This is a genomic window from Acidaminococcus nyctereutis (assembly GCF_052216985.1).
Lineage (GTDB): Bacteria > Bacillota > Negativicutes > Acidaminococcales > Acidaminococcaceae > Acidaminococcus > Acidaminococcus fermentans_A.
Map to the genome: position 1 here is coordinate 1 of NZ_JBQOUY010000034.1, position 20426 is coordinate 20426.

The following is a 20426-nucleotide window of genomic DNA, read 5'->3' on the forward strand; positions in this document are numbered from 1 at the left end:
CATCTGTCAACAATATTCAGTTCTCAAAGTTCGTCTCGCTGCCTCAGCGACAGCTATTACATATTAGCAGATTTCCATATCTTTGTCAACAACTTTTTTCTTTCTCTGTTTCAGTTGAAACAGTCCGTCGTTGCAAAGGGTATTGTCTGCTGCTTTCTCAAAGAGAAAGCTTGTATATTATAGCAAAAAGACGAAGAAAACGCAAGGGTCTTCTTCGCCTTAGAGATTATTCTTTTTTCTCTCAGAAGAATTCCTTCAGGGAGAAGGTCTGATCCCGGTTGGGACCTACGGAAACGATACCGATTTCCACGCCTACCACTTCGCTAAGGCGGGCCAGATAGGACTGGGCTTCCAGAGGCAGGTCCCCATAAGACCGTACACCGGAAATGTCCTTTTTCCATCCTTTGAAGGTTTCGTAGACCGGCTGGGCTTTGGCCAGGATGCTCAGATCAGCCGGGATGTGCTGGATGGGTTCTCCATCGATGGTCCAGCCAGTGCACATCTTGATTTCATCCAGGCCGTCCAGGATATCCAGCCGGGTAATGGCCAGGGCATCCATGGAGTTCAGCCGGGCAGCGTATTTCACCATGAAGGCATCCAGCCAGCCGCAGCGGCGGGGCCGTCCGGTAACAGTACCGAATTCATGGCCGGTATTCCGGAGATAGGTCCCCGGACCGTCGGTATCGAACAGTTCGCATACAAAGGGACCTTCTCCCACCCGGGTAGTATAGGCTTTCACCACACCTACCACATGGTCGATGAACCGGGGTCCTACGCCGCTGCCAGTAGCTGCGTTGCCGGCTGTGGGGTTGGAGCTAGTCACATAGGGATAGGTTCCGTAATCGATATCCAGGAAGGTAGCCTGGGCTCCTTCGAACAGGACTTTCTTGTTGGCATCGAAAATATTCCCCAGGGCCACGCTGGTGTCAGTCACATGGGGCCGCAGTTCTTCCGCATACTCCAGATAAGCCTTCAGCATGGGTTCATATTCCAGCGGTTCAGCGCCGTACACTTTGGTGAACAGGGCATTTTTCGCCGCCAGGTTCCGTTTCAGTTTCTCCGCCAGGATATCTTTGTTCATCAGGTCGCAGACCCGGATCCCTGTGCGAGCGTATTTATCCATATAGCAGGGACCGATGCCGCCTTTAGTGGTGCCGATCTTGGCATCCCCCAGAGCTGCTTCCTGGAGTTCATCCTGCTTTTCGTGGTACGGGAACACCACATGGGCCCGGTCGCTGATCAGCAGATTGCTGGTATCCACTCCTTTGGCCTTCATCTCGGCGATTTCCTGGAGCACTACACGGGGATTGATGACCACCCCGTTGCCCAGGATACAAGTTTTATCCCGATACAGGATGCCGCTGGGCAGCAGACGCAGTTTGTAGGACACATCATTGACCACCACCGTATGGCCGGCATTGGAACCGCCGGAATAACGGACCACTGCATCAGCCTGCTGGGCCAGATAGTCAACGATCTTTCCTTTACCTTCGTCCCCCCACTGGGAGCCGATTACAACAACAGATGACATAGATTTCTCCTTCTTTCAGGTTACATCCCGAACCGGGCGTAGATTTCATCCACATGCTTCAGCATATGTTTCGGTTCGAAGCAGGCTTCGACTTCTTCCTTGGTCAGGTACTTGTCGATATCGGGATCCGCTTCCACATTGGTCTTGAAATCGGCTCCTTCCATCCACCGGGCCATAGCGTTCCGCTGTACCCATTTGTAAGCGTCTTCCCGGAGCACTCCTTTGCTCACCAAAGCAATCAGCAGGTTCTGGCTGTAGATCAGGCCGCCGGTCAGGTTCAGGTCCCGGAGCATAGCTTCCGGATACACCAGCATCTTGCCCATGATATCCTTCATCTTCCGGAGCATATGATCCAGCAGGATAGTAGAATCAGGGATGATGATCCGTTCTACGGAAGAATGGGAAATATCCCGTTCATGCCACAGGGCCACGTTTTCGATGGCTGCTTCTGCATTGCCCCGGAGTACACGGGCCAGGCCGCAGATTTTTTCGCAGGTGATGGGGTTCCGTTTGTGAGGCATGGCGGAAGAGCCCTTCTGGCCAGGAGCAAAATATTCTTCCGCTTCCCGGACTTCCGTACGCTGGAGATGACGGACTTCCGTAGCCATTTTTTCCAGGGTGGCGCCGCACACGGCGATGGTGCTCAGATAGAAGGCATGACGGTCTCTCTGGACGACCTGGTTGGCAATGGGTACAGGGGTCAGTCCCAGTTTTTCACAGACATATTTTTCCACGAACGGATCGATGTTGGAATAGGTCCCGATGGCTCCGCTCAGCTTGCCTACGGAGATGTATTTCTTAGCCATTTCCAGCCGTTCGATGTTCCGTTCTGTTTCGGACATCCACAGCAGGAACTTCAGCCCGAAGGTCATAGGTTCCGCATGGATCCCGTGAGTACGGCCCACGCACAGGGTGTGCCGGTATTTCTGGGCCTGGCTCTTGAGGATCTCATGGAGTTCTTTTTCTTCCCGGATCAGGATCTCTGCGGAATGTTTCATCATGAGGCCCATGGCCGTATCCTTCACGTCATTGGAGGTCAGGCCTTTATGGATATATTTGGAAGCATCGCCCACATGTTCAGCCACAGAAGTAAGCAGAGAAATGATGTCATGGTTGGTGGTCTTTTCGATCTCGTGGACCCGGTCCAGATCGAAGTCCGCCTTGGTTTGGATGTCATGGAGCGCATCATCCGGAACAATGCCCAGTTTATTCATGGCTTCGCAGGCCGTGACTTCAACTTTGACAATATTGCGGTCTTCGTTTTCTTCCGTCCAGATGGAACCCATTTCTTTACTGGTATAACGTGGAATCACAATACTTCCTCCTTAGGTATAGACAAAAAATGGCATAACGCAAGAACGCACCGTTCCCGCTGCTATTTTATTGTATCATTTTGCCGAACGCTTCGCAATGACAAGTATATTTTGTTTGATAAAAAAAGGCTGCTGCCCCTACCCCGCAGCAACCTTTTCTTTTATCCCTGCTGTTTGCTTAAATCATAGAACCGGGTGATGTCTTTCCGGAAGAACAGCTGCACCGTCCCTACAGGACCGTTCCGGTGCTTAGCCACGATCAGTTCTGCCACGTTTTTCTGTTCCGTATCCGGATTGTAGTAGTCATCCCGATAGATGAAGCAGACGATATCTGCATCCTGTTCCAAGGCACCGGATTCCCGCAAGTCACTGAGCATAGGACGTTTGCTGGTCCTCTGTTCCACGCTCCGGCTCAGCTGGGATAGGGCGATCACCGGTACATTCAATTCCCGGGCCAAGCCTTTCAGGGACCGGGAAATGTCACTCATTTCCTGCTGCCGGTTGTCACTGGCTCGTTTCGAAGACCCCTGCATCAGCTGCAGATAGTCCACGATGATCAGGTCCAGGCCGTTCTCATTCTTCCAGCGGCGAGCTTTGGAACGCATTTCCAAGGCAGTCATCCCTGGCGTATCATCCATCATGATCTTCGCCGAGCTGAGCTTATCTGCGGCGCTGACCAGATTGGGCCATTCGCTTTCCTGGAGCTGGCCGATCCGCAGCCGAGAGGCATCGATCCCTGCCTCGGAACAAAGGAGCCGCTGGACCAGCTGCTCCTTGCTCATTTCCAGAGAGAAGAAAGCCACGGATTTGCCCCCTTTCAGGGCGACATGTTCAGCGATATTCAGTACAAGAGAGGACTTCCCCATGGAAGGCCGGGCTGCCACGATGATCAGATCCGAAGGCTGGAGACCGCTGGTCATCTTGTCAAAGTCTGTGAACCCGGTAGGCAGTCCGGTATAGGCGTCCTTAGAATCATACAGCTCCTCGATCCGGGCCATGGCGCTTTTCACGATATCCTTGATTTTCACCACACCCCCGGCATGTTTCCGGTTGGCCACCGCCAGGATCTTCTGTTCTGCCTGATCGATGGTCTGGGCGATATCGGCTTCTTCCTCATAGCCGCTGGCCGCCACTTCCGTGGCCGCATTGATCAGCTGCCGCCGCAGGGCTTTTTCTTCCACGATCTTCGCGTGGTACACCACATTGGCCGCCGTGGGAACTGCATTGCTGAGAGCCGTAATGGCCGTCGTCCCGCCAATGGCATCCAGCTTCCCCATTTTCCGCAGTTCTTCCGTGACGGTGACCAGATCTACGGCCTCATTGCGACTGTGGAGATCCATGATGGCCGAAAAGATGATCCGATTGTCAGGCCGGTAAAAATCTCCTTCACTGAGGATCTCCCCGGCCTTGTCGATGGCTTCCCGGCTGAGGAGCATGGCTCCCAGCACACTCTGTTCCGCCTCGATATTTTGAGGGGGAATACGTTCTTCCAAAGGGCAGTCCTCCTTTCTCGATAAGAAACCCACCACGCTTACGCAGAGGCGGCAGTCCCCCTTTTTTCAAGACAGCCATTTTTCTGTCTGCGCTTTTTAAGAGCAGGGGACCAGCCTTGGGCGGGTGGTGGGTTCATTTTATTCTTCCGTTTCTACGACAACCTTGAATTTGGCAGACACATCCGGCAGCAGTTTCGCCGTAGCCGTATACACGCCCGGACTCTTGATAGTTTCCGGGATCTCGATCTTCCGCCGGTCGACCCCTTCCATCCCCGTCTGGGTCAGCAGGGCATCTGCCACATCCTTAGATGCAATGGAACCGAACAGCTTGCCGTTGGCTCCCACCTTCACCTTCATATGCAGAGTGACCTTTTCCAGCTGAGCCGCCAGGATCACTGCTTCGTCATGAGCCTGAGCTGCCCGATGTTTGGCCACCTGCATATCCTGTTTGGCTTGGTTCAGGTTCCGGGAAGTCGCTTCTTCTGCCATCCCCCGGGGGATCAGATAGTTCCGCCCATAGCCTTCCGCCGTTTCGATGATATCGCCTTTTTTACCCAACTTCTTGATGTCCTGCAGCAGAATTACTTTCATCTGTATCGCTCTCCTTCATTTGTTCTTTGGCCAGTTCAAGGACTTTCGGCATCAGTTCTTCTGCCGTCACACCCTTGACCTGCACCCCGGCTACGGTCTGATGGCCGCCGCCGCCAAGTTCTTCCATCATCACCTGCACATTGACGGATCCGTCACTGCGGGCGCTGATGCTGACTCCATTCTCATTCTGGCTGAAAACCACGCTGGCCCGGATATCATCCATGGTCAGCAGTTCATCCGCCGCCTGGGCCACGATCACCGGTGTATCCTTATCTTGGCAGGAACACTGGTGCACCGCCACAGCCAGCCCAGGCAAGGGCTGTTTCATTTCCGTGATGATCCGGGCCCGGGTGAGCACCGTATGTTCATCATCTTTGAACAGCAGAGAGACCATATGGGGGTCGGCCCCGTTCCGGCGCAGGAACGCCGCCGCTTCAAAGGTCCGTTCCCCGGTCTGCACCGCAAAATTTTTCGTATCCACCAAGATCCCTGCATAGAGGGCCGTGGCTTCTACCTCCGAAAGCTGCAGCTTATTTGCAAAATACTGGAGGATTTCCGTGACCATCTCGCAGGTAGAGGAAGTAGATGGTTCCATATACTGGAGCATCACGTCGGTAATGGCATCTTCCGCCCGCCGGTGATGATCGATGATGATCCGTCTCCGGATGGCCTGGAGCATCTTGGGAGCCGCACTGAGCATGGCCCGATGATGGTCCACCAGTACCAGGATGCTCCCCGGGGTGATCCGTTTCAACGCTTCTTCTTCATCCACGAACAAGGATAGGTAGCGGTCGCTTTGGTCCTTGGACACCGTTTCCAGCTTCTTCAGAGAAGGCCCCTGCCCGCTGGTGACGATACAGCAGCTCTTGTTCAGGGTCAGTGCCATTTTGGCCACCCCGATGGCTGCGCCCAGGGCATCGTAATCTTCATTGACATGGCCCATGATGAACACTTGGTCCGCACTGACCATCAGTTCGTGGATAGCCTGGGCCACGATCCGGGCCCGGACACGGGTATTTTTCGCCTGGACGGATCCCCGGGCCCCGTAGAAGCGCATATCGTCCCCTAACTGGACCACTGCCTGATCACCGCCCCGGCCCAAGGCCAGATCCAACGCTGCCTGGGCTTTCTGGCTCAGCTCTGTCAGGGTCCGGCTGTCCGCCGCCACCCCGATACTGATGGTCGGGCTGATCCGGTTCCCGCTTTTGATATCCCGGACCCGGTCCAGCACCTGGAATTTCTTGCTGATAGAGTCTGTGAGCCCCTTCCGGCTCATGCCCACTACGAACATGTCTTCCGTATATTTCTGGAAATAGCCGTGGACTTCTTCCACCCAGCCTCCGATGGCCTTGGTCACGTCTACGATCAGGCTGGCCCGTTCGTTTTCGTTCAGCCCCTTCATGGCGTCATCGTAGTTGTCGAACTGGACATAGGCCACCACCGGCCGCTCTTCCTCGTACCGTTTTTTCTGCCGTTCCCGGTCGGTGATATCGGAGAGATAGAGAGCCAGCCCTGTATCGTCTTCCGGATTGTCCGTGATCTGAATCCGCCGGACCAGCATCTTATAGATCCGGTCCCCGATCTTGAGCTGTTTGTCTGCATCCCGCAGCCGCAGGGCGGCAAAATTGTTGTCCGGAGGCGGCAGGACTTTTTCAAAGGGGGTGGCCAGGGGCACATCCGCTGCGATGAATTCGTTGAACAGCCGGTTCCGCCACTGGAGATGCCCCTCTTTGTCAAAGACCCCGATCCCGATGGGGATCCGCTGGGAAGCATAATTATTGGCCCGTTCGATATTCCGGACCACCGTAGTCATGGAATGATTGAACCACGCTTCCCGCAGCCGGTTGCTCCGGAAAGTCAGGTAATAGACCAACAGTACGGAAAGGAACCCTACGGCCGTACAGATGGCCTGGTTCACCGCAATCCCGTAGACCACCAGGACGGACCCCAGCAGGGCCACCCCGATGCGCACTGACTGCCACAGGTTCCGGCGTGATTTGTCGTCCATAGTCTCCCCCTCTATTCAGGCTTGTTGGCTCCCGGTTTCCGGATCTTCCGCAGATCGAAGACCATTTCGTAGGCCCCCAGCACCACCACCAGCTGAGAGGCAATGGGCAAGGTAAAGGTCAGCAGCAGGCTCAGAGGAAGCAGGATCCTGGGATAGTGACGGTATTCCACATACCAGCGGATCAGACAGAGCCCTTGGACCAGGAGCAGCATATTCATCATCATGTACAGGGTGTACCCGCCCCGGTACACCAGGGAATCCTGATAGTTCTGGCCAAAGAAGATCAGCATCATCCCAATGCCATAAGGCAGCAGCAGCCACTTGGGCAGTTTCCACAGTGCTAAGGGCGGGAACCAGGGATAATAATCTCCCAGCCGTCCCAGGATCTTCCGGGCCGCCCAGTAATTAGCAATGGCCGTGATGGGAGCACTGAGCAGCACCCCAGCCGGCAGGATCAATTCAAACATTTTTTTCAGCTGGACCAGCTGGGTTTCGCTGAACCCGCCCATCCCCAGGGTCTGGAAGATCTCGCTGCTCATGGAAACTGATTCATCGATGGACTGGAAGAACACTTCGATCACATTCACATGCATGAAGAAGTAGGCAGTCAGACCGCTGAGCACCGTGGAAAGCAGCGCACCTAGGCTCCCCATCAGGAGAGTCTGGACCGGGGTCATCTGCTTCCGCATGGCATAGCCCATGAAAAGACCGATGAGCCCCAGGATCAGGCACTGGGTCAGGGCCTGGAGAGGAGACAGCAGCACCGCCACCACGCAGCCGGTGACCAACAGGCACAGGATGCTCCATTTCAGCCCATTCCGCCGTCCGCAGAGGATGATGGGCAGGGGCCAGAGGATGCTGACGATCAGGTCCAGCACCGGGATGTAATTCCCTACCAGGGTAAAAAGGACGGACACCGCCGCCAGGATGCCGGATTCCACCAGCGAAGACGTTTTATGGTAATGCAAAGCCATATTTCCTCCATGAAAAGATACTGCCGGCACAGCCGGCTTTCTCCGGCTGCTGACAAGCAAATTCCAGCGTTTCCTTACTATTTTACAATATTTGGTAAAAAAAAGACAGACCCTGCAAGGGGCCTGTCTCTCTTCTCCAGCTTATTCTGCAGTAAACGGCAGCAGTGCAACGTTTCTGGCACGTTTGATGGCAATGGTCAGCTGACGCTGATGTTTTGCACAGGTACCGGAAATCCGGCGAGGCAGGATCTTGCCCCGTTCGGTGATGAACTTGCGCAGCTTGGCTGCATCTTTATAATCGATTTCCTGGACTTTGTCGACGCAGAAGGAGCAGACTTTTCTTCTGCGTCTCCGATTTCCTCTTTCACGCTTCATCATAGCTATTCTCTATCCTCCCTTTTAGAATGGGATCTCTTCGTCAAAACCTACTTCAGAGCCAAATCCGCCCATGGGGTCGGCAGAGCCGCCCTGAGAGGGATGATTCTGGGAAGGAGGATTCTGCTGGCCTGCGGCAGGATTGCCGGTGCCCTTCCGTTCGATGAACTCCACACGGTCAGCAATGACTTCCGTCACATAATGCTTATTCCCGTCTTTGCCATCGTAGCTGCGGATCTGCAGCCGTCCTTCCACCAGAGCTCTCTGGCCCTTGGTCAAACTGTTCCCACATAATTCAGCGGTTTTATTCCATGTAACGATGTTGATAAAATCCGCTTCCCGTTGACCGTTCTTCGCAGCGAAGGGACGGTCCACTGCCAGAGTAAAGGTGCAGACCGTTTTTTCCGTAGGAGTGACCCGGACTTCCGGATCCCGTACGAGACGGCCCAACAAGATAATGCGATTCATACACCCAGCCTCCTTATTCGCCTTTGCGAATGATCATGTGACGCAGGATATCGTCAGTAATCTTCATCACACGGTCCAGTTCCTTCACGGCTGCAGGTTCAGCGGCAAAGGTGGTCAGAACATACAGACCATCATTGAAGTCCTGAATAGCATATGCCAAACGTTTTTTGCCCCACTTATCGGTTTTTTCGATCGTAGCGCCGTTAGCCACCAGCAGGTCATCGAACTTCTTTACAACAGCGTTGAAAGCGTCCTCTTCTACCGGTTTAACGATGTACATGACTTCGTAGTTATTCACGAAATCACCTCCTCCTTTGGATTTGCTCCTCTACCATGAGGGCAGAAGAAGTATATATAATATATACAGCCTTAAGAGTATAGCATGGAGAAGAAATAAATGCAAGGAAAAAATGGTTTTGCCCGAAGGGCTATCCGTCCCACAGCCCACCTTCCCTCTCTTTCCAACCTGTAGTATAATGATATGATATTAATTTCCAAAGGAGCACCACCATGTTTATCTATGCCGACAACGCAGCCACCACCCGGGTCCTGCCCAAGGTCCTGGAGGCCATGCTGCCTTATTTTACCCAACAATATGGGAACCCCTCCAGTACCTATCCCCTGGGGCAGGAAGCCTCCCGGGCCCTGATCAGCTCCCGGGAAACCATCGCCGGGCTGCTGGGCTGCCGTCCCAGCGAGATCACTTTTACTTCCGGAGGCAGTGAAGCCGATAACCAGATCCTCCGCACCGCTGCCGCATGGGGCCGGAAGCACGGCCGCACCCATCTGATTTCCAGCACCATCGAGCACCACGCCGTCCTCCATACTCTGGACGCCCTCCAGACAGAAGGCTTCACCGTGACCCTGCTGCCGACTAACCGAGAAGGCCAGGTGGAGCCGGACACCCTAGAACAGGCCCTGACCCCGAAAACCGCCCTGGTGTCCATCATGGCCGCCAACAATGAAACCGGCGCCATCCAGCCCATTGCCAAACTGGCCGCCCTGGCCCACGCCCGGGGAGCCCTGTTCCACACCGACGCCGTCCAGGCCCTGGGTCACATTCCTCTGACCCTGAAAGATACGGACATCGACTTTCTTTCCGGTTCTGCCCATAAATTCCATGGACCCAAAGGGGTTGGTCTCCTTTTTGCACGGCGAGGTATCGAATTGGAAAGCCTGATTTTCGGTGGAGAGCAGGAACGGGGCAAACGGGCGGGAACGGAAAATGTGCCGGGCATCGTAGGCATGGCTGCCGCCCTGGAAGAAGCGGTGAAAAACCTGGACACCAACGCCCGGAAGATAGCAGATGCCCGGGACGCTCTGGAACAGCAGCTCCTGGCCCTCCCCGGCACCCGGATCCACAGCGGAAACGTACCCCGGCTTCCCGGTCATCTGAATCTGGCCTTTGCAGGTGTCCCTGCCGAAGCGCTCCTACCCGTCCTGGGCATGGCCGGGATCTGCGTCTCCGCCGGATCTGCCTGTGCCTCCGGCTCCCCGGAACCCAGCCATGTACTCCTGGCCCTGGGCTGCACCCCGGAAGAAGCCCGCTGCTCCCTCCGGTTCTCTCTGGGAGACGACATCACCCAGGAACAGGTGGAATGGATGGCTGCCACCGTCATCCGGGAAGTCCGCCGTCTGCGCCAGCTGGAACACCGGATCTGAAAGAAAGGAAATCCCATGAAAGCACTGATCGCCATGAGCGGCGGAGTGGACAGCTCCGTAGCCGCTAAACTCATGCAGGATGCAGGGTACGACTGCATCGGCTGCACCATGAAACTGTACAACAACCCGGATGCCGGCTGCAGTTCCAAGACCTGCTGCAGCCTCAGCGACGTGGAAGACGCCCGCAGCGTGGCCGCCCGGCTCCACATGCCCTACTATGTGTTCAACTATACGGAAGAATTCAAAAAGGATGTGATGGAGAAATTCGCCCGGAGCTACACCCTGGGCCATACCCCCAACCCCTGTATCGACTGTAACCGGTTCCTGAAATTCGGAGCCCTGTACCAGCGGGCCTTGGAACTGGGCTGCGACTGTGTGGTCACCGGCCACTATGCCCGGATCAAAAAGACCCCAGAGGGAAAGTACCAGCTGCTCCGGGCTGAAGACCCGGCCAAGGACCAGAGCTACGTGCTCTACAGCCTGACCCAGGACCAGCTGGCCCATACCCAGTTCCCTCTGGGGGCATACCACAAGACCCATACCCGGGAAATCGCCACGGAAAACGGCTTCATCAATTCCCAGAAGCCTGACAGCCAGGACATCTGTTTCGTGCCCAACGGCCAGTACACCGATGCGGTCCAGCGGATCCTAGACTACAAGCCCCAGCCCGGGCCCTTCCTGGATCTGGAAGGAAAGGTGATCGGCCAGCACAAAGGGATCATCTATTACACCCTGGGCCAGCACAAGAAGTTAGGCCTGAACCAGCCCGATTATCCCCTGTATGTGGTGAAGATCGACCCGGCAAAGAACGCCGTCATTGTGGGCCCCAGCGAGGCCCTGTTCAGCCGGGAGGCAAAGGTCCGGGACGCCAACTGGATCAGCGGTAAAGTGCCGGAAGGCCCCGTCCGGTGCCAGGTAAAAGTCCGGTACCGTCAGGACGCCCAGCCCGCCACCGTGACCCCCACCGGAAAGGATACCTTCACCGTCCAATTCGACGAACCCCAGCGGGCCATCACCCCCGGCCAGGCCGCCGTACTGTACGACGGAGAAGTCGTTCTGGGCGGCGGAACGATCGAATAAATAGAAAATGCTGTAAAAACACCCCCCTCGCATCGCTGCGAGGGGGGTGTTTTGCTGTATGGTATGCTCAAAGGGGGTGTGGGTAGCATCTGGGGAGATGGTTACGCTTTTCTTTGAGCAGCCATTGCCTGGAGTTCCGGCCGGAATTCTTCCACCAGTTTGGCTTCTGCCTTGGCCCCTTTGGACAGGGCGTTGTAGATGATTTCCGCCATTTCATACCGGGTCATAGTCCGTTCGCCGTGATACTTGCCGTCTTCGTATCCCTGGACGATGTCGTTGCCTGCTAGCCGGCTTACGGCTTCATAAGCCCAGTGGTTGGCCGGTACATCCGGGAAGTCCTTGGACAGGCTGGGGTTCAACACGCCCAGCAGGGCATCCAGCCGGTTCTGCAGGTTGGTCACCTGTTTGGCCAGGGCGGCGTTGGTGGCTTCCGCCTTTTCCAGCCGCTTGCTGCTCTTGCCCAGCTTGAAAGAGACGCCGCCGCCGATCATGTTTTCCCCGTTGCCGAAGCTAGTAGAAACATTCATCATCACCCGGTCGGTGGGCCGGTAGAACACGCCCAGGGCCCCAGCGGTTTCGCTGCGGTAGTTACCTACAGCTGCCGCCACGCTGACCTTGGAGTCTTCATCGAAATCCATGGGATGCAGGTTGGCCATAGCGGCTGCGTTAGCCCCTACCTTGTCGATCCGGTTATCCAGGTTGTCCACCCGATTTTCTACCCGGTCCATACGGTTTTCTACCCCGTCCATCCGGTTTTCCACGGTGGTCACACGCTGGTTGGTGGCATTGAGTTGACCGCCGTTCACTGCATCGGTGCTGCCTTCAGCAACGGTCCCGTCCGCCACGTTGGTGATCTTCTGGCCGTTGGCATTGATGCCGTTTTCGTCAATGTAGGTCTTGTCGCCGACCTTGTAGGACTTAGCCGTTACATCGCCGGCCACAGTGGCGCTGCCGTCTACAGTGAGATCCTTTTCCATGGATACAGCATCCTTGAAGGTTACCATACCGTCGAAGGTGGCAGTGCTGGTTACATGGAGGGTATCGGTGGTGGTGCCGCCAGTGATGGTAGCTCCGCTCTTCACCACCAGTTTCTCAGTGGTGGTGGTACCCTTCACATCCAGGTTCTTTTCCATAGTGACGTCATCCTTGAAGGTGGACTTGCCAGCCACTTCCAGGGTGCCATCCAACTTGGTGCTACCCTTCACGTCCAGATTTCCATCTAGCTGGGTGTTGCCCTTCACATTCAGGTCTTTGCCTACCGTGGCGTTGCCCTGAAGATCGGAATCTCCCTTTACGGTCAGGTCTTTGTTCACATCCACATAGTCCGCCGTTGCTTTGCCGGTTTCCAGGGTGTTCCCGGAAATGGTGGTCTGGGTGATGGATCCTTCTCCAATAGCCGCTGTATGATCGGTATTTTCAAAGGTGGTCCCGGTATCCGTGGTGGTCACCGTGCTCTTGCCCACCACATCCTTGATGCTGGTGGTTGCGATGTTTTCGATTTCTGCCGCACTGTTGGACAGTTTTTCTTCCGCCTTGTTCACCAGGTTCTTGGCCTCGTTGGTGATGGTCCCCTGTTTAGCGGTGTTGGTGATGTCAGCAGTCCCCTGCTTCACGCTGGTGCTGGTAGCATCGTCGCCAGTCCCAGAGCTTACGGTGGTATTCACATACCCGGTTTCCGCATCCTTCAGGATGTCGATGATGTTCCCGCTGACCAGCTTCTGTTCCGAAGTGGTAGCCGTATCCGTCACCGTGTTGGATCCGCCGCTATTGTTCTTCACCTGGCTGGTGAAGCCGTTGGCCTTCTGGCTGCGGCTGGAGAAGTCGCCGCTGGCAGTATCGGTGATCTTGGTGGTGTCTTCAGAAACGGTCTGCACATTGTTCAGGGACTTCACGGAATTGCCGCTGCTGTCCACTTCCTTCAGGGACGTGTTCACACTGCCGGTCAGCTGACTCAGGGTACTGGTGCTGGTCCCATCGGTAACAATGTTCATATCCTTGGAGGCCGTCTTGGTAGAAGTGTTGCTGTTGGCTCCATCCACCACAGATTCCTTGATCTGGCTGGTGGTCATGGTCAGGCTCACGTTGTCACCTACTTTGTCCGTAATGGACTTAGAAGCCGTATTTTCGATTTCCGCTGCGGAATTGCTGAGTTTTTCCGCTGCGGTGTTGGTGATGTTCTTGGCACTGTTGCTCAAGGTTTCAGAAACCGTGTTGGTGATGTTTTGGGCGCTCAGGCTGCTGTCGCCGGTCACAGTTTCGGTCACGGTCCCGCCTACCGTATGGGTTTCATTGCCGCCCACCGTAGTGGTCAGGTTTCCGCCGACTTTGTTTTCCATGTCGCCGGTCACATCGTTCATCATCTTGCCGCCTACGGTATTGGTCATATCGCCGGTGGCAGTATTCACCAGATCTTTGGCAGAATTCGTAATGGTTCCGCCCACAGCCGTATTGGTAATGCCGTCAGCCGTCATTTCGCTCTTTACGGCAGAACCGTCACCGATCTGGCTGGTAATGGCCGTATCCGTCTGTTCGACCTTGGTCAACGTATCGCCGGATGCGTTTTTGATTTCCTGGAGGATCTCTTTGACTCTCTGGCTGAAGGTGGAAGTATTGCCATCGGCATCCTTCACCACGTCGCTGGATTCTGTGGAAGTTTGTTTGGACTCATTGCTGTTCTTGTCAGAATCCACAACCTTGGAAGTCACATCACTGCCTTCCACAGTCAGGGTACTTTTCTTCCAGTTTCCATCTGCGTCGGTAGATTTCGCCCAGGTGGAAGTCCCATTTTCATCATAATCGATGGCGCTTTCTTTTTCGCTGCCATCTTTGGTGCTGGTGGCTTTCTTGTAGGAGGTGATTTCACCGGCTGCCACTTTCGTGCTGGCCGTTACGTTGTTGTCCTCTACAATGCCGTTCTTGGTCAGGTCGATTTCATCCACATTCAGCTTGCCGTTGACCGTCAGGTCGCCGCCGATGGTGGCATCACCGCTGGTGGTAATGGTTTCAGCGCTCAGGTTCTTCACACCAGTGAGGTTGCCATTCTGCATAGTTGCCGTACCATCGGAGATGCTCTTACCCTGGATAGCGCCGCCGGCGGTCAGGTCACCGGTAATGGTGGCGCTGCCTGCTGTGAGAGCGCCCTGGATGGAAGCGCTGGCTCCCGTAATGGCGCCGCCTGCGTGGATATCACCCACTGCGGAGATGTTGCCCGTGGAAGTTACGGTACCGCCGGTAATGGAACCACTGGTGTTGATGTTGCCATTGGTGATGGTAGCAATCCCATCGGTCAGTGTCTTACCGGTTACCGTTCCGTTGCTCATGGAAGCACCCTTACCGTCGGTTACTGTTTCGCCGGTAATGGTTGCCTTAGAAGTGACATTTCCATCTTTATCTACGGTAAACTTCCCACCGGCCCCTTTGATGCTGCCGTCAGCACTCATAGCCGCCTGGGCTTTATCATAGTCATCGCCGCCGGTGTAGACGCCGTTCGCATCCATCACACTGCTGTTGGTGCCAACCTTGATGCCCTTTTCGTTTAGAGTAATCTGGTTGTCATTACCCTTGTTCAGGATCATTTCATTGGCATCGGTCTTGGAGGTGGTCACGTTGCCCTGGGCGTCAATGGTAGTGGTGTTCTTTTGCAGAACATTGTCGTTGCTCAGGCTCAGTCCGCTGTTGACGGCTTCCACCAGTTTCGTATCCGCTGCCACACGGGCCGAAGTTTCTGCCTGCAGGCCCTGGTCCAGAGCATTCAGGTTCTGGCCTACATAGTGATCAGCCTTCACATACTGGCCATCCTGCGTCGTACCATCGGTGATGCCTTCGGTAGCGGTAAGCTTGCCGTCCACCATAACCGTCTTGGAATCCTTGTCATAGGTGATGGCTTCGGTCTTATCTTCCAGAGCCGTAGTCCGGGAGTCGAGAGCCGCATCGGCTGCTGCCCGGGCCGCCGCTTCATGATCGATATTCGTCTGTAACGTCGTATCCGCGGCCTTACGTTCTGCCGCTTCTTTGTCGATAGCGTTCTGCAGAGCAGTATCGGTTTCCGCACGATCCGTTTCTTCAGCAGCGATCCGCTTGGTAAGAGCCGTATCAGCGGCTTCACGGGCTGTTGCTTCGGCAGTGATAGCATCCGCATTGGCTTTGACCTGCGTATCCAGCGCAACGATATTTTCACCTACCGTATTGCCGGCCGTTACATAATTCCCGCTGGTAAGGGTATTATCCACGACGCCCTGCATGCCGACGACTTTTTTATTAGCGGTAATATGGGTCTGGGAAACGATTTCGTTACCGTTGATGGTAGACTGGGAAGTCAAGGTACCTTTGACCAGAGCATTGCCATCTACGTTCAGGTTGCCACGGCTGTTCAGGCTGCCTGCATTGACAGCACCACCTACGTTAACATTATGGCCCACTTCAAGGGAGTTGGTAATCTTTCCTGATTCTGCAGAAATCGGACCACCAACGTTCAACCCCGTTACATCTGTCTTCGTTGTGGTTTTGGTAGCACTGTCATAGCTTTCTTTCTGTAAGGTATTGTTAGCAGAAAGGGTCAGTTTATCCGTTCCCAAGTTATCAATAATATTCTGATGCTGGGCTAATTCATCTTCCACACTCTGCACAGCATCTTGCAAAATACCGATTTGTTTGGAGTTGTAAGGCACCGTCAATTCCACAGCTGCTTCAACAGCACTGGCAGCCGAAGAATTACCGGTAAATACAGTTACCGTATTTCCGCTGGAATCCGTCACTGTAGCCGACCCAATGGTAATGCCCGCCGCATAAGACGTCCCTCTCATAGAGACAATACTGAAAAATACGGCCAGAGCCGCAGCGGTCTGTGCCACTTTTTTCCGTCCCACGGCCCGGCGTCCATCCTTGGACTGGCCTTTGGCCAGTTCGGAAACCACCATGTACATACCCCGTGTTTTGTTCCAGATCACTTTATAAATCCTGTTCATAAAGCCACACCCCTTTTCTTGAACTCTCCTGCACTTTTCATTTTCATGCATTTTTTGGTGGGTTTCCCATGCGCGCTCTGGTCCGCCCGGTTTCTTCCAGTTTCCCCTTCTCCCTGAAAATCCAAATGATTCTTTGGCATACTCTTTTGATTTTCAGGAGTATGCTTTTGTATAAGAACGTTCGTCCGTATGCATCATACGATTTGCTTCACTCTTCAGTTTTCTTGAATCGTTCTCATTTGAATCATTTGGAAGTTTATACGGGAAGCCAGTGTATTACTTTGGGAAGGAAGTTCGCGTCCAGAACCTCTTCCCCTTTGTTCTGCTAAAGAATACCATGGATTCCAACACTTTTTTCCTGAAAATCACGAAAAGGTCATTTTTTGGCCTGAAAATATTTTTCTGAGTTTTCTTTTTCTTTGTTCTCTCTTCAAAGACATTTGATTTTTCTTTTTATGCAAAAAAACCGCCCTTTCAGGGCAGAAATTTTCCAAACCTGTCCGGACTGGCTATAATAGAGGTGAGTGAATCGATACAGACTCATGGAAAGGAAGTGAACAGCATGCTGCATATTGCCATTTGTGATGATCAGCAGGACCAGATCCAGAAGATCCGGGAAGCTTCAGAGAAATACTTCCAGAACCGCAAAGAGCATGTAGACTATCAGACTTTTGAAAACGCCTTCGCTTTTATAGAAGCGGTGGACAAAGGGGATTTCTTCGATATCGTACTTTTGGATGTGTGCATGCCCGGGATTTTGGGCACCGACGTGGCCCGGGAACTCCGGGACCACCACAGCCGGGCGGAGATCATTTTCCTCACCACCAGCGACGAATTCGCCGTAGAAGCTTTTGAGGTGAAAGCCACGGATTATCTTCTGAAGCCCTTTACCCAAGCCCAGTTCTCCAAGGCCATGGACCGGGCCATTGCCTACATCCGCCAGCGGAACAGCGCCAAGATGATTTTCCGGCTGGTGGGAGGGGGCGTCCGGGTGGAGGAAATCGCCCAGATCCTGTTCCTGGAAAGCCACGGCCATGTACTGGCAGTGTACCTGGCTGACGGGAGTACCCTGGAAACCCGGAAATCCGGGCAGGACATGAAGGCGGATCTGGACAAAATCGCCCCGGGCCAGTTCGTGTCCCCCAACAAAGGCTACCTGGTGAACCTTTCCGCCATCCACATGATCAAAACCGACTACGTGGAGATCCAGGGCCACCAGATCCCCCTGGGCAAAAGGAAATACCGGGATTTCCAGGAGCAGTATTTTCAGTATATGTTTGCACCGAAATAAAAGAGGGGTTGTTGCACAGGACGTGCAACAACCCCTCTAATCTCCAACCCCCTTCGCCCCCAGATCCACCTGGAGATAGGTGAGGAACCAGCCTTCTTTCTGCTGGCACAGGACACTGGCTCCGTATTTTTCCCGGAACCGAGCCAGGGATTTCATGCCGATGCCGTGGCCCTTTACGGTGGTCACCGGCAGGCCCTCTTCGTCCATAGGCACCGGGGTATCGAAAAGATTCTTCACCAGGATATTCACCACACTCCCCTGGCGCAGGGCCAGGACGGTGATGTGCCGCCGGTCTTCCGGCTGCTTTCCACTGGCAATCAGGGCGTTTTCCACCAGATTGGACAGCACAATGGACAGATCCCCGCTGCAGGCCAGATCCTGGGGCAGGTCCACGGAAACGGTGGTGGGGATCCCTTCTTCCTGTGCCCGGGAGAGATACACGGTCAGGGCCGCATTGATCAGGGGATTCCGGCAGTACTGGGGCAGTTTGGTGCTGTTGAATTCTTCTCCCAGTTCTTCGATATAAGTCAGCACGCCCACCCGGTCCTTCCGCCGGACCAGGTCCAGCAGCTGATCCAGATGGTCCCGTTTTTCCCGGTAGATGGCTTCCAGCCGCTGCCGGGATTCTTTTGACATTTTTACATAGTTGGCCGCGGACACCACCTGCTGCTCCAGCTGGTGTTTTTCTTCCCGGGCGCTGATTTCGTCATAAACTTCCTGTTGGGCCGTGCGGATACTGGCCATGATCAGCACCGTTATCAGCAGCAGAAGGATCCGGGCTTCCAGCAGATCGAAATACCGTTCCTGGGAATCGTACACGCTCACATACAGGGTTCCTCCTGCCAGCACCATGGGGATCAGTGCCGTCAGCCGCCAGTACCGACGGGCCGCAGCCTCCCGGAAATGGCTGAAGGTCCGGGTCAGGAACCGGAGGACAAAGGGGAAAATCAGCAGGCATTCTGCTCCATAGAATAAAATCTGCCAGAAATACATGGAAGAAAAGGCGCTTTCCGGCCAGAAATACAGAAAAAAGTGCCGGAGAAAAGTATAAAAACAGCTGGAAAGCAGGACCCGGAAAGAGAGGATGAACAGATGGCCCACCCAGTACTTCCGGGTGGTCAAAAAACTCAGCAGGAACTGGGGAATCCAGATGATATAGCCGCAGGCCCAGTAGGCCCGGGGAATGGAAGAAAAAACACCGGACCGGACCAGTCCCATGGTCAGCCCCACGTCCAGGAAAAACAGGAGCAGCCAGCCGTTCCGGATGAATTTTTTCTGGTCAGGCTCCAGAAAATTCCAGAAGGGAAGGATCTGGAGCAGGTAAAAGGGCTGGAAGATCAGCACAAAGACCAACGGGCCCAAAATGGTTTCAAAAAGCGGGCTCATTTATCCGCCACCTCTTTCCGCAGCTTCAGCAGATGCTTTTCCGCTTCCCCAAACTGCGCGTTCTCCGCCAATTCCCCCAGAAGGCGCAGCTGATGACGGCTGTCATGCCGGAGGATGGCCAGTTCCTGCTGTTCTTTCCGGAGCGCGGCCGCGTAATCGTTCAGGACATTCAGCTGACCCTGGAGCCGGAGGTTCTGTTCCTTCACCTGGAGCATGGTCTGGGTCTGCCGAAACCCTCCCTGAAGAGACCAGACCAGCAGCAAAGCCACACTCACCAGCATCCCCAGGGTAATCAGGATATACAACTGAAAAAAAGGATGGAACAGAGTCTCCGGATCCAGGATGAAATAGCCCTGATTGGCATGGTAGTAGCACAGCAGGAGCGGAATGGGCCCCAGCCAGGTCCAGAAAGCAGGCCGGGGGGATGTAAGCTGTTCCCGGGTAAACAGTTTTCCCAATACCTTCAGGGCCAGGGGCATCCTCAGCAGGAACAGCCCCAGATACAGAGAGAAATAGGGCAGGACCCGGTTGGTATGCCAGGCCTCCGGCAGGAACAATTTGAAGATTTCCAGACACAGGGTATGGATAAGGATCATGTAAATGGCCTGGAGCCCCAGTACGAACAGATGCCGGAGCCAGAAAGGCCGGACGGTGAACACCAGCAGCAGCAGATAGGGCAGATAGCAGAAATAATACAGGAACTGGAAGGTGCCGGTTTCAAATTTCATGAGCCCCCGGCCAAAAAGACCGGCCAGCAGGACAAATTCGAACAGGAAAATGTACAAATGCCCGCACAGCAGGAAATGGCGGGTGGAAGGCCGTACAATGGACCGGAAAGGGTAATAGCGGAGATAGGCCGCCGGCAGCAGGGACACGCAGAACAGGAACAGGGGCAGCAGGATTTGGGCCACAGCAGGAGCACCTCCTGAACAGTTTATTTTTCATTATGCCGAATTTTGGGAAAGATGTCAAACGCAAAAAAGCCCGCCACCAAAGTGACAGGGCTGTAGGACATGTTGGAGCTACTGATAGGATTCGAACCTACGACCCTCTCATTACGAATGAGATGCTCTACCAGCTGAGCTACAGTAGCATTGAACAGGAGAATTATACCATATCTCCGGGGATTGTTCAAGGGGCTGCTTTACAGCAGCCCTTTTTCACAGTCAAGTCCATATTTGTGTGTAAATTTCCTTTAGGTATTCAAAACACTATGCTGCCGCCATATTTTGCTGCCGGATAGCGGCTCTTCTCAGTTCAGACGGCGTATTAGATGCCATCATCTCCGCA

15 protein-coding genes and 1 tRNA gene are annotated in these 20426 nt (G+C 54.5%); 3 read left to right on the forward strand and 13 right to left on the reverse strand.

What is annotated here, in order from left to right; genetic code table 11:
* Positions 1-241 precede the first annotated feature (241 nt).
* The 9 genes from ACTUHY_RS11560 to rpsF all read right to left on the reverse strand — a co-directional run bounded on the left by ACTUHY_RS11560 (position 242) and on the right by rpsF (position 9051).
* Positions 242-1531, reverse strand: coding sequence for an adenylosuccinate synthase (locus ACTUHY_RS11560; RefSeq protein ID WP_442827821.1), 1290 nt, complete (start codon positions 1529-1531; stop codon positions 242-244).
* Between the two features lie 20 nt (positions 1532-1551).
* Complete coding sequence (gene purB, locus ACTUHY_RS11565) at positions 1552-2844, reverse strand: adenylosuccinate lyase (protein ID WP_278673950.1); 1293 nt, start codon at positions 2842-2844, stop codon at positions 1552-1554.
* Between the two features lie 161 nt (positions 2845-3005).
* Positions 3006-4337: a replicative DNA helicase gene (gene dnaB, locus ACTUHY_RS11570; protein ID WP_278673949.1), complete on the reverse strand. Its 1332-nt coding sequence runs from the start codon at positions 4335-4337 to the stop codon at positions 3006-3008.
* 138 nt (positions 4338-4475) lie between these two features.
* Positions 4476-4928 (reverse strand): 50S ribosomal protein L9, encoded by a 453-nt coding sequence (gene rplI / locus ACTUHY_RS11575; RefSeq protein ID WP_278673948.1) that lies wholly within the window; start codon positions 4926-4928, stop codon positions 4476-4478.
* Entirely contained in the window at positions 4888-6936 is a 2049-nt protein-coding gene (locus ACTUHY_RS11580) for a DHH family phosphoesterase (protein ID WP_442827822.1), read from the reverse strand. Before ACTUHY_RS11580 ends, rplI begins: the two co-directional genes overlap by 41 nt.
* Positions 6937-6947: 11 nt before the next feature.
* Positions 6948-7910, reverse strand: coding sequence for a YybS family protein (locus ACTUHY_RS11585; RefSeq protein WP_442827823.1), 963 nt, complete (start codon positions 7908-7910; stop codon positions 6948-6950).
* Positions 7911-8051: 141 nt separating this feature from the next.
* Positions 8052-8288 (reverse strand): 30S ribosomal protein S18, encoded by a 237-nt coding sequence (gene rpsR, locus ACTUHY_RS11590; protein ID WP_442827824.1) that lies wholly within the window; start codon positions 8286-8288, stop codon positions 8052-8054.
* Positions 8289-8309: 21 nt separating this feature from the next.
* Positions 8310-8753, reverse strand: coding sequence for a single-stranded DNA-binding protein (locus tag ACTUHY_RS11595; protein WP_278673945.1), 444 nt, complete (start codon positions 8751-8753; stop codon positions 8310-8312).
* 13 nt (positions 8754-8766) lie between these two features.
* Positions 8767-9051 (reverse strand): 30S ribosomal protein S6, encoded by a 285-nt coding sequence (gene rpsF / locus ACTUHY_RS11600; protein WP_012937438.1) that lies wholly within the window; start codon positions 9049-9051, stop codon positions 8767-8769.
* 212 nt (positions 9052-9263) lie between these two features.
* Between rpsF and ACTUHY_RS11605 the strand changes: the two genes are divergently transcribed.
* Both ACTUHY_RS11605 and mnmA read left to right on the forward strand, forming a co-directional pair.
* Positions 9264-10415, forward strand: coding sequence for a cysteine desulfurase family protein (locus tag ACTUHY_RS11605; RefSeq protein ID WP_442827825.1), 1152 nt, complete (start codon positions 9264-9266; stop codon positions 10413-10415).
* A gap of 15 nt (positions 10416-10430) precedes the next feature.
* Positions 10431-11495, forward strand: coding sequence for a tRNA 2-thiouridine(34) synthase MnmA (gene mnmA / locus ACTUHY_RS11610; protein WP_442827826.1), 1065 nt, complete (start codon positions 10431-10433; stop codon positions 11493-11495).
* 101 nt (positions 11496-11596) lie between these two features.
* Here the strand turns inward: mnmA and ACTUHY_RS11615 are convergent, their stop codons facing one another.
* Positions 11597-16459: an ESPR-type extended signal peptide-containing protein gene (locus ACTUHY_RS11615; protein WP_442827827.1), complete on the reverse strand. Its 4863-nt coding sequence runs from the start codon at positions 16457-16459 to the stop codon at positions 11597-11599.
* 562 nt (positions 16460-17021) lie between these two features.
* Here ACTUHY_RS11615 and ACTUHY_RS11620 point away from each other — a divergent pair.
* Positions 17022-17750 (forward strand): LytR/AlgR family response regulator transcription factor, encoded by a 729-nt coding sequence (locus ACTUHY_RS11620; RefSeq protein WP_442827828.1) that lies wholly within the window; start codon positions 17022-17024, stop codon positions 17748-17750.
* Positions 17751-17786: 36 nt separating this feature from the next.
* On the opposite strand, the gene ACTUHY_RS11625 is transcribed toward ACTUHY_RS11620, so the two are convergent.
* The 3 genes from ACTUHY_RS11625 to ACTUHY_RS11635 all read right to left on the reverse strand — a co-directional run bounded on the left by ACTUHY_RS11625 (position 17787) and on the right by ACTUHY_RS11635 (position 20229).
* Positions 17787-19136, reverse strand: coding sequence for a GHKL domain-containing protein (locus tag ACTUHY_RS11625; RefSeq protein ID WP_442827829.1), 1350 nt, complete (start codon positions 19134-19136; stop codon positions 17787-17789).
* The gene (locus tag ACTUHY_RS11630) at positions 19133-20047 is read right to left on the reverse strand and encodes an MreC domain-containing protein (RefSeq protein WP_442827830.1); all 915 of its coding nucleotides are present in this window, start codon (positions 20045-20047) and stop codon (positions 19133-19135) included. Before ACTUHY_RS11630 ends, ACTUHY_RS11625 begins: the two co-directional genes overlap by 4 nt.
* A 106-nt stretch (positions 20048-20153) precedes the next feature.
* Positions 20154-20229, reverse strand: a tRNA-Thr gene (locus ACTUHY_RS11635).
* Between the last annotated feature and the right edge of the window lie 197 nt (positions 20230-20426).

Coding starts and splice junctions, on each gene's coding strand:
- ACTUHY_RS11585 (WP_442827823.1), bottom strand. CDS start 7,910: ATGGCTTTGCATTACCATAAAACGTCTTCGCTGGTGGAATCCGGCATC.
- ACTUHY_RS11625 (WP_442827829.1), bottom strand. CDS start 19,136: ATGAGCCCGCTTTTTGAAACCATTTTGGGCCCGTTGGTCTTTGTGCTG.
- mnmA (WP_442827826.1), top strand. CDS start 10,431: ATGAAAGCACTGATCGCCATGAGCGGCGGAGTGGACAGCTCCGTAGCC.
- ACTUHY_RS11580 (WP_442827822.1), bottom strand. CDS start 6,936: ATGGACGACAAATCACGCCGGAACCTGTGGCAGTCAGTGCGCATCGGG.
- rplI (WP_278673948.1), bottom strand. CDS start 4,928: ATGAAAGTAATTCTGCTGCAGGACATCAAGAAGTTGGGTAAAAAAGGC.
- ACTUHY_RS11605 (WP_442827825.1), top strand. CDS start 9,264: ATGTTTATCTATGCCGACAACGCAGCCACCACCCGGGTCCTGCCCAAG.
- ACTUHY_RS11560 (WP_442827821.1), bottom strand. CDS start 1,531: ATGTCATCTGTTGTTGTAATCGGCTCCCAGTGGGGGGACGAAGGTAAA.
- rpsR (WP_442827824.1), bottom strand. CDS start 8,288: ATGATGAAGCGTGAAAGAGGAAATCGGAGACGCAGAAGAAAAGTCTGC.
- ACTUHY_RS11595 (WP_278673945.1), bottom strand. CDS start 8,753: ATGAATCGCATTATCTTGTTGGGCCGTCTCGTACGGGATCCGGAAGTC.
- ACTUHY_RS11620 (WP_442827828.1), top strand. CDS start 17,022: ATGCTGCATATTGCCATTTGTGATGATCAGCAGGACCAGATCCAGAAG.
- ACTUHY_RS11615 (WP_442827827.1), bottom strand. CDS start 16,459: ATGAACAGGATTTATAAAGTGATCTGGAACAAAACACGGGGTATGTAC.